This window comes from Streptomyces sp. NPDC003011 (assembly GCF_053591515.1).
In genome coordinates, this window is the sequence record NZ_JBSFTY010000060.1 from 47,823 (window position 1) to 62,735 (window position 14,913).

General features: G+C 71.9%; 12 protein-coding genes, 1 tRNA gene and 1 pseudogene. 3 read left to right on the forward strand and 11 right to left on the reverse strand.

Annotated elements, in window-relative coordinates; genetic code table 11:
* Positions 1 to 107 precede the first annotated feature (107 nt).
* On the reverse strand, positions 108 to 470 hold the full coding sequence (locus tag ACWD0J_RS28015) for a hypothetical protein (RefSeq protein ID WP_451498618.1): 363 nt from the start codon (positions 468 to 470) through the stop codon (positions 108 to 110).
* A gap of 496 nt (positions 471 to 966) precedes the next feature.
* Positions 967 to 1,404, reverse strand: coding sequence for a glutaredoxin domain-containing protein (locus ACWD0J_RS28020; protein ID WP_451498619.1), 438 nt, complete (start codon positions 1,402 to 1,404; stop codon positions 967 to 969).
* A 157-nt stretch (positions 1,405 to 1,561) separates the two neighbouring features.
* On the opposite strand from ACWD0J_RS28020, the pseudogene ACWD0J_RS28025 reads away from it, so the two are divergent.
* Positions 1,562 to 2,987, forward strand: a pseudogene (locus ACWD0J_RS28025) (NF041680 family putative transposase).
* Between the two features lie 9 nt (positions 2,988 to 2,996).
* Here the strand turns inward: ACWD0J_RS28025 and ACWD0J_RS28030 are convergent.
* Both ACWD0J_RS28030 and ACWD0J_RS28035 read right to left on the reverse strand, forming a co-directional pair.
* Entirely contained in the window at positions 2,997 to 3,854 is an 858-nt protein-coding gene (locus ACWD0J_RS28030; protein ID WP_451498620.1) for a glutathione S-transferase C-terminal domain-containing protein, read from the reverse strand.
* Between the two features lie 371 nt (positions 3,855 to 4,225).
* The gene (locus ACWD0J_RS28035; RefSeq protein ID WP_451498631.1) at positions 4,226 to 5,206 is read right to left on the reverse strand and encodes a TauD/TfdA dioxygenase family protein; all 981 of its coding nucleotides are present in this window, start codon (positions 5,204 to 5,206) and stop codon (positions 4,226 to 4,228) included.
* Between the two features lie 430 nt (positions 5,207 to 5,636).
* On the opposite strand from ACWD0J_RS28035, the gene ACWD0J_RS28040 reads away from it, so the two are divergent.
* The gene (locus ACWD0J_RS28040) at positions 5,637 to 6,848 is read left to right on the forward strand and encodes an ROK family protein (RefSeq protein ID WP_451498621.1); all 1,212 of its coding nucleotides are present in this window, start codon (positions 5,637 to 5,639) and stop codon (positions 6,846 to 6,848) included.
* A gap of 69 nt (positions 6,849 to 6,917) precedes the next feature.
* On the opposite strand, the gene ACWD0J_RS28045 is transcribed toward ACWD0J_RS28040, so the two are convergent.
* Positions 6,918 to 6,994 (reverse strand) — tRNA-Pro (locus ACWD0J_RS28045).
* A gap of 251 nt (positions 6,995 to 7,245) precedes the next feature.
* Here ACWD0J_RS28045 and ACWD0J_RS28050 point away from each other — a divergent pair.
* Positions 7,246 to 8,187, forward strand: coding sequence for an alpha/beta hydrolase fold domain-containing protein (locus tag ACWD0J_RS28050; protein ID WP_451498622.1), 942 nt, complete (start codon positions 7,246 to 7,248; stop codon positions 8,185 to 8,187).
* A gap of 670 nt (positions 8,188 to 8,857) precedes the next feature.
* Here ACWD0J_RS28050 and ACWD0J_RS28055 read toward each other — a convergent pair.
* The 6 genes from ACWD0J_RS28055 to ACWD0J_RS28080 form a co-directional block, all read right to left on the reverse strand.
* Entirely contained in the window at positions 8,858 to 10,183 is a 1,326-nt protein-coding gene (locus tag ACWD0J_RS28055; protein ID WP_451498623.1) for an MFS transporter, read from the reverse strand.
* A gap of 210 nt (positions 10,184 to 10,393) precedes the next feature.
* Entirely contained in the window at positions 10,394 to 11,344 is a 951-nt protein-coding gene (locus tag ACWD0J_RS28060) for a catechol 2,3-dioxygenase (protein ID WP_451498624.1), read from the reverse strand.
* Positions 11,344 to 12,417, reverse strand: coding sequence for a 4-oxalomesaconate tautomerase (locus ACWD0J_RS28065; protein ID WP_451498632.1), 1,074 nt, complete (start codon positions 12,415 to 12,417; stop codon positions 11,344 to 11,346). The genes ACWD0J_RS28060 and ACWD0J_RS28065 overlap by 1 nt, the downstream gene beginning before the upstream one ends.
* Before the next feature lie 32 nt (positions 12,418 to 12,449).
* Positions 12,450 to 13,160 (reverse strand): 4-carboxy-4-hydroxy-2-oxoadipate aldolase/oxaloacetate decarboxylase, encoded by a 711-nt coding sequence (locus ACWD0J_RS28070; protein WP_451498625.1) that lies wholly within the window; start codon positions 13,158 to 13,160, stop codon positions 12,450 to 12,452.
* Positions 13,157 to 13,906, reverse strand: coding sequence for a PIG-L deacetylase family protein (locus tag ACWD0J_RS28075; RefSeq protein WP_451498626.1), 750 nt, complete (start codon positions 13,904 to 13,906; stop codon positions 13,157 to 13,159). Before ACWD0J_RS28075 ends, ACWD0J_RS28070 begins: the two co-directional genes overlap by 4 nt.
* A gap of 62 nt (positions 13,907 to 13,968) precedes the next feature.
* On the reverse strand, positions 13,969 to 14,619 hold the full coding sequence (locus tag ACWD0J_RS28080) for a GntR family transcriptional regulator (RefSeq protein WP_451498627.1): 651 nt from the start codon (positions 14,617 to 14,619) through the stop codon (positions 13,969 to 13,971).
* Positions 14,620 to 14,913: the final 294 nt, after the last annotated feature.

A 14,913-nucleotide genomic window follows, 5' to 3' on the forward strand; every position in this document is an offset into this window, starting at 1 on the left:
CCGGGCGGGGATATGAGCCGGGTGTGCCGGTGCTCCGGCGCCGTGAACGGCGCGGCATCGTGGCAAGGCGCCCTGGTCCGCCAGGCGGCAGGGGCCTGCCGGCTGGGCTACACGTATTCGAGCAGCCAGCTGACCGGGGCGCTGTCGGTCATGTCGGTGGCGGTCTTCTTCACGCGTCCGATGCTGACTTTCTGCGTGCCAGGGGGCAGCTGTTCGGCGAGCCGGCCGTCGGCCGCGTTGATGTCCCAGTTCTTGAGGGCGCTCCAGACCTTGCCGTCGTGCAGCGCCACCCTGAGCCGTACGTCCGCCCAGTCGGAGCCGAAGCTGAGGTAAGCGTCGGGCCAGGTCTTGCTGCTGTTCTGGTTGGGGATCGGGACGGCCAGGACGATGCCGTAGCGGTGGTGGATGAGTCCGCCGCTTTCGTTGATCAGGAAACCGTGGGGTACTTCGCCGGTCTGGAAGTTGGCCATGGGGACTCCTTGCCTGCCCGGCGTACAGCACCGCCGTTGAGGGGTGTCGGCACCGAGCGTCCGTGGTAGCGCTGCGTCAATCAACAGTCACCCAACGGTGGAGGGATCAGTGCCGCTATAGGTTAATTTTGCAGCTTTCGGCCGTGTAACCGACGCAAAAGTATCTCTTGACGGGGTAGGGGTCAGGCTGCAGGCGAGCGGGCCAGGCCTGTGTTCGGGGCTACGCCTCTGCGGCTCTGCGCTCGTGACGCGGCAGCTTCCCCCAGTCGGTGCGGCACTCTTATCCGCCCGGTCATGATTTCCCGTGCCGGAACAGGCTGAGCTTGACAGCCGCAAAGCGTCGTCGGCCTAAGGAGTTGCATCACCTCAGCCTGACCAACAGGGCGGCCACTCAGGCAAAGTCGCACACTTGACCAGCGTCAACCACCCCCAGTGAGGATGTGACACTCTGTGCGCTTGTGTCTGCCGGTGCCTCTCCGTAGGGCGCGGTTTCTGATCACGCGGAGGGGGAGAGCTGTTCGCGCACCCATTTGGGATCGGGGTTGGTGTGTGGCTGGCCCGCCACGACGACGGTCGGCACGGTCTCGTTGCCGTCGTTGGCTGCTCTCACCGCTGCGGCTCCTGCCGGGTCGCGCCAGATGTTGACCCAGTGCAACTGGCGGGAGCTGCGGCCAAGCCGGATGCGCAGTCGTATGCAGTACTTGCAGCCCGGCCGCCAGAAGACGACCGGTCGGCCGTCGACCGCGCTGCGGCGTTGTGCCTCCAGCGCGCCGATCGACCTTGGGAAGATCAGAGGCGAGTTGACGCCGGCGAGCGCGAGGAACGCCAGCAGGAGTGCTGCGGCTGTGCCGGGGCTCCCCTTCAAGATCTGCCCAGTCGCGACGACTGAGCCGCTGAGCACAAGCAGCATCGGCAGGATCCAAGCGCGCATCATGGTGATGCAGGCTATCGATGAGTCGAAATGCTCCTCGAACTAGGCCGCTCACCTGGGTGTTCGCCGGACGCTGAGGCGGCCTTCGTCTGATCATGTGCTCCGACCAAGGTGCACGTGACCACGACGAAGGCCGTGAAGGTGAGTCTGCTGCCTGATCATGTTCCGGGGGGAAGCGTTCGCGAAAGCGTCACGCTTCCGGGAGGACTTATTCGACTGTCTGAGCGCTCGCGGGGACGAACTGTTCGACCTCACGGATGCGCTGCTGTGTGCGGACGGGCCGGTGAGAGCGCCGGTGACCTGACGTTGGTGGCTGAGCACCGGCGCGGGCACGGCGCCATGTATGACGCCCTGAACAGCGGGAACATCGACGTGCCCCGTCTGCGGCAGGTGCTGGCCGTCCTGCCCATGCCTCAGGCCGCCGACGGCCGCCTGGTCCTCGCGGTCGACGTCAGCAACTGGCTCCGCCCCGACGCTCCCACCAGGCGGATCGCCTGTTCTGCCACGTCTACGGCCGTAGCGGACGGTCCTCGGACCAGTTCGTACCCGGCTGGCCGTACTCGTTCGTCGCCGCCCTGGAATCGGGCCGGACGTCCTGGTGCCAACTGCTGGACGCCGTCCGTCTCGGCCCGGCCGACGACGTCGCCGAGGTCACCGCCGCCCAGGTCCGCCGGGTGGTCATCGATCTCATCGAGATGGGCCGCTGGCACCCTGGCGACCGGGACATCCTGATCGTGTTCGACACCGGCTACGACGCCCCGCGCATGGCCCACCTCTTGGCCGGACTGCCGGTGGAGGTCCTGGGCCGGATGCACACGGACCGGGTGATGCGCAAGCCCGTCCCGGTTCCGTGGATCTCCCCGCCGCAGGGCGGGCGGCCGTCGAAGCACGGCAAGGAGTTCCGCTTCGCCAAGCCGGAGACCTGGGGTGATCCGGGCGCGGCCACGGTGCAGGTCACCGACCGGTACGGAACCGCCCGAGCGATGGCCTGGGACCGCATCCACCCCCGCCTGACCACCCGCTCCGCGTGGATCGACCACACCGGCGAACTCCCGGTCATCGACGGCACGTTGATCCGCCTCCAGGTCGACCGTCTGCCCGGTGGCCACGACCCGCTGCCGCTCTGGCTGTGGTCGTCGGCCACCAGCCTGAGCGGCGAGGACGTCGACGTGCGCTGGCAGGCGTTCCTCCGGCGCTTCGACCTGGAACACACCTTCCGGCTGATGAAGCAGACACTGGGGTGGACCCGGCCGAAGCTCCGCACCCCCGAGGCCGGAGACCGCTGGACGTGGCTCGTGATCGCTGCCCACACCCAGCTCCGGCTCACCCGCGAAGCCGCGGCGGATCTCCGCCGCCCCTGGGAGAGGCGGACCGAGCCCGCACGGCTCACCCCGGCCCGCGTCCACCGAGGGTTTCGGAACCTCCGCCCGCACCTCGCCTGCCCGGCCCGTGCACCGAAACCCTCAACGCCCGGACCAGGAAGGCCACTTGGCTCCAAGAACCGCCGCCCCACGCCCCGCTATGACGTCGGGAAAACGACCAGGCGACCCGAGAGCATCATCGAGCGCGACAGCCTCAGAGGTTAAAAGACAAGCTCAGGCGACGTACGCCGCCCAGTCGAGGATCTGGACGGCGGCTCCGGCGGCCTCCAGGCCCCGGCAGTGGGCGTGGTGGCGGCGGGCGATGCCGTCGAGGTCGAGCAGGGGGCCGAAGGCCGGGTGGGCGGTCAGGCGGCGGGCGTAGGCCCACAGCGCCGGGTGGCCGGCGACACGGTGCACCGCGGCGGCGTCCAGGTGGTGGCGGTGCACGGTGTCGAGTTGGACCAGCGCGGCCCACAACTCGACGTCCGCGGCGGTGAGCTGGTCGCCGACCAGGTACTCCTGGAAGGACAGCCGCCGCTCCAGCACGCCCAGCGCGGCGAACAGGGTGTCCAGCGCCGCCGTCCGCCGCGCCGGGCCGGCACCGGCGCGGCCCGCGCGCTGCCCGGCCTCGTTGATGTCCCGCGCGCACAGCCGCTCGACGGCCTCGATCTCGCTCTCGGTCCCGCACGGGTACGGTGCCGGGCGTCCGCCGCCGAAGTGCCGGGCCAGGTCGCGGGTGATGTCGGGGGCGTGGGTGCTGACGATCCGCCCCGACCAGTCGTCGCTGAGCACCGGGCCGACGGCCGCGCCGGTGTACCGGTGCGCACTCGCGTCGTACAGGGGACGCAGCGCCGAGTGACCGCCGTCGGGCCGGTCGGGCACGGCGTCCAGACGGGTCACCGGGCAGACGTCGGCGAGGCCGAGGAGGCGGTGCACCACGGCGATGCGCAGACCGTCGGGACAGGCGGGTGACAGGTGGAGGCGGTAGCGGCGGGGCACGGCGTAGTGCCCACTGCGCGCGTCCCGGCCGATCCGGCCGCGGAACGCGGGCGCGAGGTGGGCGGTCGGGGCGGCGAGCGGTGTGACGGACATGGATCTCCCCGGGATGGAGGCGCAGACGTACGCGCGGCGGAAGCGTCGTCGGGACGGGGTGCTCAGCCCAGGGGGCTGATCGCGCTGCGGACGCGCAGCAGATCGATGTGACGGCGGGAGGTCCCAAGGGGCGACGGCCGAGGCGGACGGCTCACGCGACCGGTCACCGGCTCAAGGCACCCCATGTTTCCCTACCTGTTCACTAGGATTCCTCTCTGGAGTGTCGGTCGGGTCCGGGGCGACGTCAAGGGGGTGTCCACCGCGGGTACGTCCCCTGGGCAGGCAAAAGGGCCGGGGGCCGCCTCGCGGGAGGCGGCGCCCGGCCCTGGCGGGCCGTCAGCCGGCGGTGTCCGGCGAGTGACCGGCGGCGTTCATGCCTGGGCGAGTACGCCGTCGGTGGAGGCGCCGGAGGCGATGCCGTGGCCCGGCTCGGGTACCGCCTGCGGGGCGAGCAGCGTGGAGCGGCGGCCGTCCACGCCGACCGGCACGTCGCCGTCGACGGTGACGCGGCGCAGGGTGCGCTCGTGGTCGTCGGAGTCGTCGACGCCGTAGTGCTGGGTGGCGCGGTTGTCCCAGATCGCGACGTCCCCGGCGCGCCACTGCCAGCGGACGGTGTTCTCCGGTCGTTCGACGTGCGACTGGAGAACCTCGACGAGGGCGTGCGAGTCCCGTCCGTTGAAGCCGGTGAGCTTCTGCAGGAAACTCCCGAGGACCAGGGTGCGTTCACCGGTCTCGGGGTGGACGCGCACGACCGGGTGCTCGGTCCGGAAGGTGACCGACGTGAACACCTTCCGGTGCTGTTCCAGCTCCCGCGCCGGCGCGTCGGGGCGGGCGGCGGCGTAGTCGTAGTCGTTGGTGTGCACGCCGCGCAGCGACTCGGCCAGCACCCGCAGGGGCGCCGGGAGTCCGGCGTAGGCGGCGGCCGTGTTGGCCCACAGGGTGTTGCCGCCGTAGGGCGGGACGACCTCGGCGCGCAGGATGGAGAAGGCCGGGTAGGCGGGCACGAAGGTGACGTCGGTGTGCCACTGGTTGGCGCGGCCGCCGTGGTCGTTGTCGATGCCGAGGGCGTAACGGCCGTCGACGGAGGGCACGGTCGGATGCGCGACGAGCTCGCCGAGCAGCCGGCCGAACGCCTCGTGCCCCGCGGCGTCGAGGTGGTGCTGGTCGCGGAAGAAGACGACCTTGTGCTCCAGGACGGCGGCCCGGATCGAGGCCACGGTGGCCTCGTCCAGATCTCCGCCGAGGCGGACGCCGGAGATCACGGCGCCGATCCGGCCGCCGACCCTGTCGACGGTGAGGGAGGCGGTGGCGGTGGCGGTGGCGGCAGTGGTGGTGGCGGCGGGCGCGGTGATGGTCACGGTGGGGCCCTTTCGGCGGGTCGTCGGCAGTTGATTGCTGTCGGAGCGGAAGGAAATCCGCGCAGGTGAAGTGCTGGAGCCCGCACGGAGCACTGAGCGTGGGACACGGAACGGGAAACGCCGAACGCGGAACGCGGAACGCGGAACGCGGAGGAGGACGAGGGCGCTGTGGTCAGCGACACGCGCACACGGCCGGGGCAGGGCACCCCAGGCCGGTACGAAGCCGCGGAACGAGGAGATGCATCGCGGTCACACCACGAGCTTGGGCACCTCGTCCCCTCCCGGTCAAGGCTTCCCGGGCCCGCTTCACGACCCCGCAACACACCCGTCACCCCCGCCCACGGCGCCGTACCGGAAAGTCGCCAAACGGCCCGCGCGCACGGCATGTTGGAGCCCCTCGCTCCCGTCCGCCAGGAGGACCGCCATGCCGACCGTCCCGCTCCCCGCCGCCCGCGCCCTCGGTGACGGCCGCCGGGAGGCCAACGCGGCGTCGGTGCTGCGGGCCGTCCTCGACCACGGTCCGGTGGCCCGCAGCGCGATCGCCCGGCTGTCCGGGCTCAGCCCCGCGGCCGTCTCCCGGCAGTGCACGGACCTGGTCCGGCTCGGCCTGGTGCGCGAGGTGCCCGAGCTGATCGCGGCGAGCGGGGTGGGCCGTCCGCAGATACCGGTGGACCTTCGCACCGGTGACGCGGGCGGGCCGCTGGTCGCCGGGGTGCACATCGGGGTGCCCTCCTCCGCCTTCGGCCTGACGGACCTGCGCGGCACGGTGGTGGCCCGGCGGGATGTCCCGCACGCCGGGATCCCGGCCGGCGCGCTGCGCGAGCGGGTGGGCCGGGCACTGGCCGTGTTCCTCACCGACCGGACCCCGGCCGGTGCCAGGGTCCTCGGGGTGGGCGCGGCCATCGGCGGCTGGGTGGACTCCGCGGCCGACACCGTCGTACGGCACGACGCGCTCGGCTGGCACGGGTACCCGCTGGGAGCGGACCTGCGGCGGTACACCGGGCTGCCCGTCCGGGTCGACAACCACGCCCGTGCCGTCGCCCGGTCCGAACTGCTCTTCGGCCGCCCGGCCGCCCGGCGTTCCCTGCTCCACCTGTTCGTCGGCAACGTGGTGGACGCGGCGCTCGCCGTCGCGGGCGTCGTGCACAGCGGGCCCCGGTCCGGTGCGGGCGACGTGGCGCACCTTCCGGTGCCGGACAGCGCGGCGCCGTGTCCGTGCGGCCGGACCGGCTGCCTGGAGGCGACCGTCTCCGACACGGTGCTGGCCCGGCGCGCGGTCGCCGCGGGCCTGATCCCCGAACCGGACGCCGGGCTGCTGGTGGACGCGGCGGCGGCCGGGGACCGGCGGGCCGACGCGCTGCTGCGCGAGCGCGCGCGGGCGGTGGGCCGGGCGACGGGACTGCTTCTGGACGTCCTCAACCCCGACCTGGTGGTGATCACCGAGCGGTCGAGCACGCTCCAGCCCGAGTACCTCGACGAGATCCGGACGTCCGCCGTCGCGCACGCCCACGTCTGCGACGACCCGGACCGGATCGTGGCCCCCCACGCCGGTCCGGCCGCCCTTCTCGTCGCGGCGGCGACCGTCGCCCTGAACCCGCTGTTCAGCAGCCCGCTGCACAGCGCGGGGCGCACGTGAGGCACCCCGGGACACGACAGAGGCCGCCTTCTCATCTCTGAGAAGACGGCCGCCGACCCGCTGAAGAGCTGGTCGGGACGACAGGATTTGAACCTGCGACCCCTTGACCCCCAGTCAAGTGCGCTACCAAGCTGCGCCACGTCCCGATGCGCCCCCCACGATCACCGTGTGAGCACGCGGGTCAACCCTACCGCATACGCCCGCGTCAGCCGCGCGCTGCACCGCCTTCGGGACGACGCCCGGCCCGACCGGGTCCCGTCCGTCGCCCTCGGCGGAGTGCGCGCCGCCCGCCGTGATCCACGACCTAGCTTTCTCTTGCCTGACTCAACTAAATTCACCCCGTCAAGCGGAGCCCTCCCCTCCCCCGGGCCGCCGCAGTTCCAGCGATCGGAGCCACATGTCCCTCCTCGCCCGGCCGGCGGTGGCCGCCCTGGCCGCCAAGACGATGCAGCACGCGACCCGGCTCGCGGACCGGCGCTCCGGCGGGCGCGGCTCCGCGGCGGCCTCGCACGCCCGGTTCCCCGAATGTCCGCGCACCGTGAAGGAGTTGACCGTTCCCACCTCGGTCGCGCCGGCCCGGGCGACGGTGTACCTGCCCGCGCAGGGAAACACCGGGCAGGCCGCGCCGCCGGTGCACGTGAACTTCCACGGTGGCGGATACGTCATATCGCTCACGGAGACGGACGACCCGCTGTGCCGCTTCCTGGCCGCCGAGGCGGGGGTCGTCGTGATCAACGTCGACTACGTGGTCGCCCCGCAGCACCCGTTCCCGGCCCCGCCCCGGCAGGCGTACGAGGTCGTCCGCTGGGTGGCCGAGCACGGCGCCGCGCACGGCTGGGACGGGACCCGGCTCACCGTGGGCGGACAGAGCGCCGGGGGTGCGCTCGCGGCGGCGGTGGCACGTCAGGCGCTGGAGGAGGGCACTCCCCCGATCGCGCTCCAGGTCCTGCACTATCCCCCGCTGGACCTGGCGACCGACGCCCGGGACAAGCGGGCCTCCGTCGACAGACCCATGCTGCGGCCGTGGATGGCCGACGTCTTCGACTCGTCCTACGTCCCGGACGAACGGCTGCGCGCCGACCGGCTGGTGTCGCCCGCGCATCCGTCGGACACCGCCGATCTGACGGGGATCGCCCCGGCCCTCGTCATCACGGCCGCGCACGACCTGCTGCGGGCGGAGGGCGAGCGCTACGCCGACCGTCTGCGCAGGACGGGATCCCTGGTGGAGCACCACGACGTGGCCGGGGCCGACCACGGGTACGACGGCTCGGACGACGACAAGGCACGGGAGACGTACGCCCTGATCGCCCGCCATCTGCGGGAGGCGGTCCGGGCCTGAGAAGCCGGGCGAGGAGCCGGGCGAGCCTCGCACTTCTCGGCGATGGCCTGGACGGCGGCCTCCGGGACGCCGGCCTCGGTCGCCTGGTGCACAGGGGCGTTCCAGGAGTACTGCGCGTCCCCGTTGCGCGCGGCCATCAGCGGCGTCAGCTCGCGCAGGTGCTTCGGGAGGCCGCGGTCGAAGCGGGCGAAGGGGCCGCGGACGGCACCGCGGCGCCCGGCGATGCGGGCAGCCAGCTCCTGCTGACGCGGGTCCGGGGCGTACTCCTCGGGACAGGTGCCGCGGACGTTCACCGAGACCGGCAGGACGGTCGAACACCTGTCGGCCGAGGACCAGATGGTCTGACCGGGCCCCCGGGAACCGGCCAGGGCCTGATCCGCCGGACAGACCCTGCTCGCGCGGCCGCAGCGGGGGCAGGGCGACGGCCCGGACGACCCGGAAGACCGAGGGGAAGGTGAACCGTCCCGCCGCGTATGCCGTCGTAGGGGACGGACGTCCCGCGCGGCGAGGTCCGTAACAGTCGGGTGCGGGTGCGAGCCTGTCTCGGCCCCGCCGGTGACGTTTCCCGAGCCCTGCGCCGGACGCCGGCCCTCGCGTCGTTCCGCGGGTGGCCGGCGTCCGTCCCTGCCCTCTCGGGCGGCGTGCTCCGCGTCCTCAGTGAGCGCTGTCCTCAGTGAGCGCTGATCAGTTCCTGCCCGGCGCCGGCCTTCGGGGCCTGCCGGGCGCTGCGCAGGGCGGCGACGCCGATGAAGACCATGGACGAGACACCGGCGAGCGCGAAGGCGGTGAAGCCCCAGTCCCCGTTGCCCGCGGCGAGCAGCTGGCCGCCGAGCCAGGGGCCGAAGACGGCGCCGAAGCGGCCCATGCCGGAGGTCCAGCCGACGGCGGTGGCGCGGTTGTCCGGGGTGGAGCGGATCGACACCGTCGCGTAGATCATCGTCTGGGCGCTGTTGAGGAACACCCCGGTGAGGAAGACGACCAGGAAGGTCACGCCCAGCGGCATGTGGACGCTGAGCAGGAAGACACCGGCCGCGGTCAGCGCGAACCAGATCGCCGAGATGCGCGGGGCGCCGAAGCGGTCCGAGGCGCGGCCGGCGATCAGCATGCCGACGATGCCGCCGAGGTTGAACAGGACGACGAACGTCAGGGCGGAGCCGAGGTTGTAGCCCTGGCTGCGCATCAGGGTGGGCAGCCAGGTGGCGACGCCGTAGACCAGGAGGAGTCCGCCGAAGGAGGCCAGCCAGTACAGCAGGGTCTGCGCCCACTCGCCGCCGCGGAACAGGTTGGCGAGGTTGGTCCAGCGGTCGGCGCCCTTCGTGTCCGCCTTGGCGGCGGGCAGCTCGACCTCGTAGCGGGCCGCCAGCGCGCGGGCCTCGTCGGTCCGGCCCTTGGCGACCAGGAAGCTCAGTGACTCGGGCAGGAACCGGGCGAGCACCGGGGCGAACAGCAGCGGGAGCACGCAGACCCAGAAGGCGGCGCGCCAGCCGGCGGGCTCCACCAGCCACTTGGCCACGTAGGCGGAGAGGATGCCGCCGGCGTGGTGGGCGGTCATCAGCACGCCGATGGTGAGGGCGGCGCGGCCGCGCGGGGCGTAGTCGGAGACCATGCTGATCGCGGTGGGCAGCAGACCGCCCAGACCGATGCCGGCGAGGGTCCGGCCGAGGCCGAAGACGGCGACGCCGCCGGAGATCGCGCACAGGCCGGAGGCCAGCGAGAACAGCGTGACGCAGGAGACCATCAGCTTCTTGCGGCCGATGCGGTCGGCGATCGTGCCCGCGGTCAGGGCTCCGACGAGCATGCCGAACGTGGCGTAGCTGCCGAGGTCACCGGCCTGGTCGGCGGTGATGCCGAGGGCCTTCGTCTCCAGCATGTGCGGCAGGACCGAGCCGTAGATGAACATGTCCAGGCCGTCGAAGAGCACGGCCAGCCAGCACAGACCGACGACCAGAACAGCCAGTCTGCCGCCGCGGGCGGACAGGGAGGGGGAGGAGGACATCGTTGTTTTCCTCTCGTCCAGGAGACGTTCCCTGGAGGGGATCAGTGTGCGCTAGACGCTAAGGATCCGTTTCAAGAGTGTCAACGTTTCTGTCAACAATCTCGATAACGATCTGCCGGGACCGGGACCGGTGCCGCGGCGCGGCCACGGCGAAGGGGCGGGTCCGCACACCCGCGTGTGCGCCCCGCCCCCCGCTGTCGAACCCTCCCGCTACGCGACCGGCGGAGTGCCGTGCGTGTGGAAGGACTCGATGGTCCTCAGGCCCCAGGCCTGCCCCTTCTTCCGCTCCTCCTCGGTCCAGGTGATCAGCGGCCAGTCGGGCGCCAGCACCAGTCGGGTGAGCGGGTTGCACAGTTCGATACGGTTGCCGCCCGGCTCGTAGACGTAGAGGAAGAACGTCTGCTGGATGGCGTGCTTGTGCGGGCCCGTCTCGATGAAGACCCCGGCGTCGATGGCGAGATCGGCCGCGCGCAGGATGTCCTCGCGGGTGTCGGTGGCGAAGGCGATGTGGTGCAGCCGCCCGGCCGAGCCGGTCCAGTCCGAGGTGTAGACGACGTCGTACGACTTGTCCGTGAACGTCAGCCAGCGGGCCGCGATCTTCCCCGTGTCCAGCCGGATCTGCTCGGTGGGCCGCGCCCCCAGCACGTTCTGCTGGAACTCGGCGTTGGGGAGCACGTCGGCGGCGAGGAAGTTGATGTGGTCGAGCCGCCGTACGCCCACGCCCCGGTTCGGCTTGGCCTGCGGCTGGTTCTTCAGCGCGGGCCTGAGCTCCTCGGGGGCCCGGTAGTGCTCGCTCTCCCAGTACAGGGCGTGCTCGTGGCCGTCCGGGTCGGTGGTGACGTACAGCTTGCCGAGGCCGGGTTCGTCCTCGGCCCAGTGGCCGGTGCCGCCCGCCTCCTCGACCGCGGTGACGCGGCGCTGGAGGGCCTCCTCGCTGGAGGTGCGCAGGGCGAGCCGGCCGAGGCCGGGCTGTTCCCGCGCGGTGAGCACCAGGCTGTGGTGCTCGTAGTCGTCGAACGTCCGCAGGTAGACGGTGTCGCCGTCCTGCCCGTTGACGGTGAGCCCCAGGTAGTCGGTGAAGAAGCCGACGCTGGCGTCCAGGTCCGGGGTGAACAGCTGGGCGTGGCCGATATGGGCGATGTCGCCGAGCGGCGGAGTCATCAGTGACCTCCTCGGGGTCGCGGGGGGATCGGCGCCGTCCCGGCGGACCGGGGGAAGACGGTGCCGTCGAAGATCTTGCGGGCCGTGCGGACCACGGCGGTACGGCGGACGGAGGGCAGGCCGTCGGGGGTGGTCGCGAGGCTGCTCTCGATGTCGAGGAATCCCGTGGGGTGTTCGACGCGGACCCGGTCGCTCGCGGGGTCGAGTTCAGCCAGGCCCGCGCCCACACCGCCTTCGATGCGCAGCCCGGCGGCCACGCTGGCCGCGCCGAGCACCCCGATCGAGGGGTGGCAGCGCACCGGGATGAAGGTGCGGGTGGTGACCGCGCCGCCGTCGCGGGGCGGGGCGAGCAGTGTGAGCTTGGGCACGGTGGCGTTCGAGACGTCACCGAGGCCCATCAGGCGCCCCGCCGCCAGCCGGATCGACCGCAGCCGGTCGGTCAGCGCCCGGTCGGCCTCCAGTCCGGCGGGCGACTCGTAGCCGGTCACCTTGAGCGCGGCCGCCTCCATGAGGACGGTCGGCATGCCGTTGTCCACACAGGTCACCGGGACGCCGTCGATCTCGTCCCGGACGTTGCCGGTGGGCAGCAGCTTCCCGGCGCCGGGCGGGAACTCGATCACCACGGGCGCGGCCGTTCCCGGCACCCCCGATATCTCCGCGTCGCCCGTGTAGTCCACCCGGCCGCCGGGGGTCGGGAAGGTCGCCGTCGCGTAGTCGCCGCTGTTGACCATACGGATGCGGACGGAGGTCTCCTTCTCCCCCGCCGGGACCAGCCCGCGTTCGACGGCGAACGGGCCGACGCCGGCGAGGATGTTCCCGCAGTTCTGACCATCGCTCACCTCGGGCCTGCCGACGACGACTTGGAGGAAGAGGTAGTCGACGTCGGCCTTCGGGTCAGCCGAGGGCGAGACCACGGCCACCTTGCTGGTGAGCGGGTGCGCGCCGCCCAGGCCGTCGATCTGCCGCTCGTCCGGGCTGCCCATCACCCGCAGCAACAGCGCGTCGCGCAGGGCCGGTTCGGCGGGCAGGTCGCCGGCGAGGAAGTAGGCACCCTTGGAGGTGCCGCCCCGCATCAGCAGGCAGGGCACCTCCTCGGACACGGCGGTCACGACCGCGTCCCCTCATGGGCGTACTCCTCGTAGCTCTGGTACGCGACGCCGAGGCGCTTGAGCGTGTCACGCAACCCGTAGCGGTCCAGACCGAGTTGGCCGTCGATGAACGCGGCGCGGGCCTTGGCCTCCTTGGCCTCGCGGGCCTCCGACGCCTCGACGGTGGCGCGGGCGCGCTCGCGCGGGACGACCACCACGCCGTCGTCGTCGGCGAGGATCACGTCACCGGGGCGGATCACCTGGCCGTCGATCGCGACCGGGACGTTGACCGAGCCTCCGGTGGCCTTCACCGTGCCCTGCGCGGAGACGGCCCGGGACCAGGCCGGGAAGTTCATGTCCCGCAGTTCCTGCGTGTCACGGATCCCCGCGTTGATGACCAGACCCCGTACGCCCCGCCGCTGGAGCGCGGTGGCGAACAGCTCGCCGAACATGCCGTCGGTGGACGGCGAGGTGGTGGTGACGACCAGGAGGTCGCCCTCGCCGCACTGCTCCACGGCCGCGTGGATCATGAGGTTGTCGCCGGGCCAGCTGAGCACGGTGACCGCGGTGCCCGCGACCCGTACGCCCTGCTGGACGGGACGGATCCCCGGGCCCAGCAGACCGGTGCGGCCCATCGCCTCGCTGACGGTGGCCACACCGTACCCGGCCAGCGCGTCGACGTCCTTGACGCCGGCCTTCGGGGGGTTGGTGACGATCACGCCGCTCATGCCAGCTCCTTCGCGATCTGCGGGTACGGGCGCATGTACGCCTCGGCCATGGTCTTGTGGGCGAGTCCCAGGTTGGGGCCGGCGTTGCGCTTGAGCTGGACGCCCCGGCGCACGGCGAGATCGGTGTAGTAGTCCCACAGGTGCTGCTGGGCGCCGAGGCACTCCATCGCCTTGCGCTTGGTCTCCCACACCTCGGTGATGTCGAGGAGGACCTCGGGCCGGAAGCCGCTCATCTCCGGCTGGTGCGGCTCGAAGTAGAAGACCGGCGGCGCGCCGATGATCTCGCCCGCGCCCGGGTAGCCGATGGCCTGGGCGAGGACCCGCGCCTCCAGGGCCATCCGGTTGGCGGCCGGGTGGTCGCCGTTGTACGGGTCCTCGGTCGGGTGGGTCAGCACCACGTCCGGCTGGGTCTCACGGTAGACGGCGACGAGTCGGTCGGTCAGCTCGGCGGTGGCGGTCAGCGGGTAGTCACCGGCGTCGAAGAAACGGACCTCGGCGCCCAGGGTGGCGGCGGCGCGCTCGGCCTCGTCCTTGCGGATCGCCTTGATCTCCTCCAGCTTCCTGCCCTCGCGCCAGGCTTTCGCGGACTCGCCCCGTTCCCCGAAGGTCAGGCAGGCGATGGTGACCTTCTCCCCGCGGGAGGCGGCCAGGGCGATGGCTCCGCCCGCCCGCCACACGAAGTCCCCGGCGTGCGCGGTGACGACGAGTGTCGACCGTGGGGTGGAGGGCGCGTTGGCCTGGATCATTGCTCACATCTCCTTGATGACAGGTGGGCGCCCGCCCCACACGGCTCTCGGCCTCGTACGACTCAGTCGCGCAGTGCCTCGATCACGCTGGTGAGGTGGGCGCGGACGGCCGTCTCGGCCGCCTGCGGGTCCCTGGACCTGATCGCCTCGATCATCGCCAGATGCTCATTCAGGGACTGCTGCGGACGTCCTGGCCGCAGCGCCAACTGGAAACGGTGGCGCACCAGTTGGGCGTTGAGCCGCTCCAGCAGCTCCAGGGCCGTCCGCTGGCCCGAGAACTCCCGGATCCTGGTGTGCAGTTCGTGGTTGAGGTCGGAGTAGGTCACCGGCTCGCCGTCGGCCACGGACTTGGTCATCGCCGTGCCCAGGTCCGTCAGTTCGGCCAGCTGCTCGTCGCTGGCCGCGACGGCCGCCTTCGCCGCGCACAGCCCTTCGAGAACCATGCGGCACTCGGTGATGGCGACCGCTTCCTCCACCGTCACCACCCGCACCCGCGAGCCGCGGTTGCGGATCCGTTCGACGAGGCCCTGGGCCTCCAGGTCGATGAGTGCCGCGCGGATGCTCGCCCGCGTCACACCGAACTGCTCGGCGAGTTCGTTCTCCACCAGCCGCTGCGCCGGTGCCATGTCGCCGTGCAGGATCGCCTGCCGCAGCTGCGCGAACGCGTGCTGTTTGGCCTGCTCTCCAGTGCCCGGACGGGCTTCTTTCGGCATGTGCCCTCCCTGAGTGAGTGCCTGTCGAACCTAAATCTAGCCAGACAAGATTGTCAACAATTTTGTCCGCTGTATTGCAGGCACGAATCCTGCTCTGTCCGATTCTCCCGCCGGGAGAGGGGCGAGGCGTCCACCCGGTCCTCGGCGAGCTGCCGACGGCCCCGGTCACGGCCGGCCCGGCCGATCCCGTGGAGGCCGCCGCCGCCACGGCATGACGGGGCACCGCCCCCAGTGACGACGGGGCACCACCGAGTGAGACCGAGCGTGCGGAAAGGCAGGGGCGGCGGGGACGAG

Excerpts from the sequence above, each read along its gene's own strand:
- ACWD0J_RS28015 (WP_451498618.1), bottom strand. The coding sequence starts at position 470 with ATGGCCAACTTCCAGACCGGCGAAGTACCCCACGGTTTCCTGATCAAC.
- ACWD0J_RS28020 (WP_451498619.1), bottom strand. The coding sequence starts at position 1,404 with ATGATGCGCGCTTGGATCCTGCCGATGCTGCTTGTGCTCAGCGGCTCA.
- ACWD0J_RS28030 (WP_451498620.1), bottom strand. The coding sequence starts at position 3,854 with ATGTCCGTCACACCGCTCGCCGCCCCGACCGCCCACCTCGCGCCCGCG.
- ACWD0J_RS28040 (WP_451498621.1), top strand. The coding sequence starts at position 5,637 with ATGCCGACCGTCCCGCTCCCCGCCGCCCGCGCCCTCGGTGACGGCCGC.
- ACWD0J_RS28050 (WP_451498622.1), top strand. The coding sequence starts at position 7,246 with ATGTCCCTCCTCGCCCGGCCGGCGGTGGCCGCCCTGGCCGCCAAGACG.
- ACWD0J_RS28055 (WP_451498623.1), bottom strand. The coding sequence starts at position 10,183 with ATGTCCTCCTCCCCCTCCCTGTCCGCCCGCGGCGGCAGACTGGCTGTT.
- ACWD0J_RS28060 (WP_451498624.1), bottom strand. The coding sequence starts at position 11,344 with ATGACTCCGCCGCTCGGCGACATCGCCCATATCGGCCACGCCCAGCTG.
- ACWD0J_RS28065 (WP_451498632.1), bottom strand. The coding sequence starts at position 12,417 with ATGCGGGGCGGCACCTCCAAGGGTGCCTACTTCCTCGCCGGCGACCTG.
- ACWD0J_RS28070 (WP_451498625.1), bottom strand. The coding sequence starts at position 13,160 with ATGAGCGGCGTGATCGTCACCAACCCCCCGAAGGCCGGCGTCAAGGAC.
- ACWD0J_RS28075 (WP_451498626.1), bottom strand. The coding sequence starts at position 13,906 with ATGATCCAGGCCAACGCGCCCTCCACCCCACGGTCGACACTCGTCGTC.
- ACWD0J_RS28080 (WP_451498627.1), bottom strand. The coding sequence starts at position 14,619 with ATGCCGAAAGAAGCCCGTCCGGGCACTGGAGAGCAGGCCAAACAGCAC.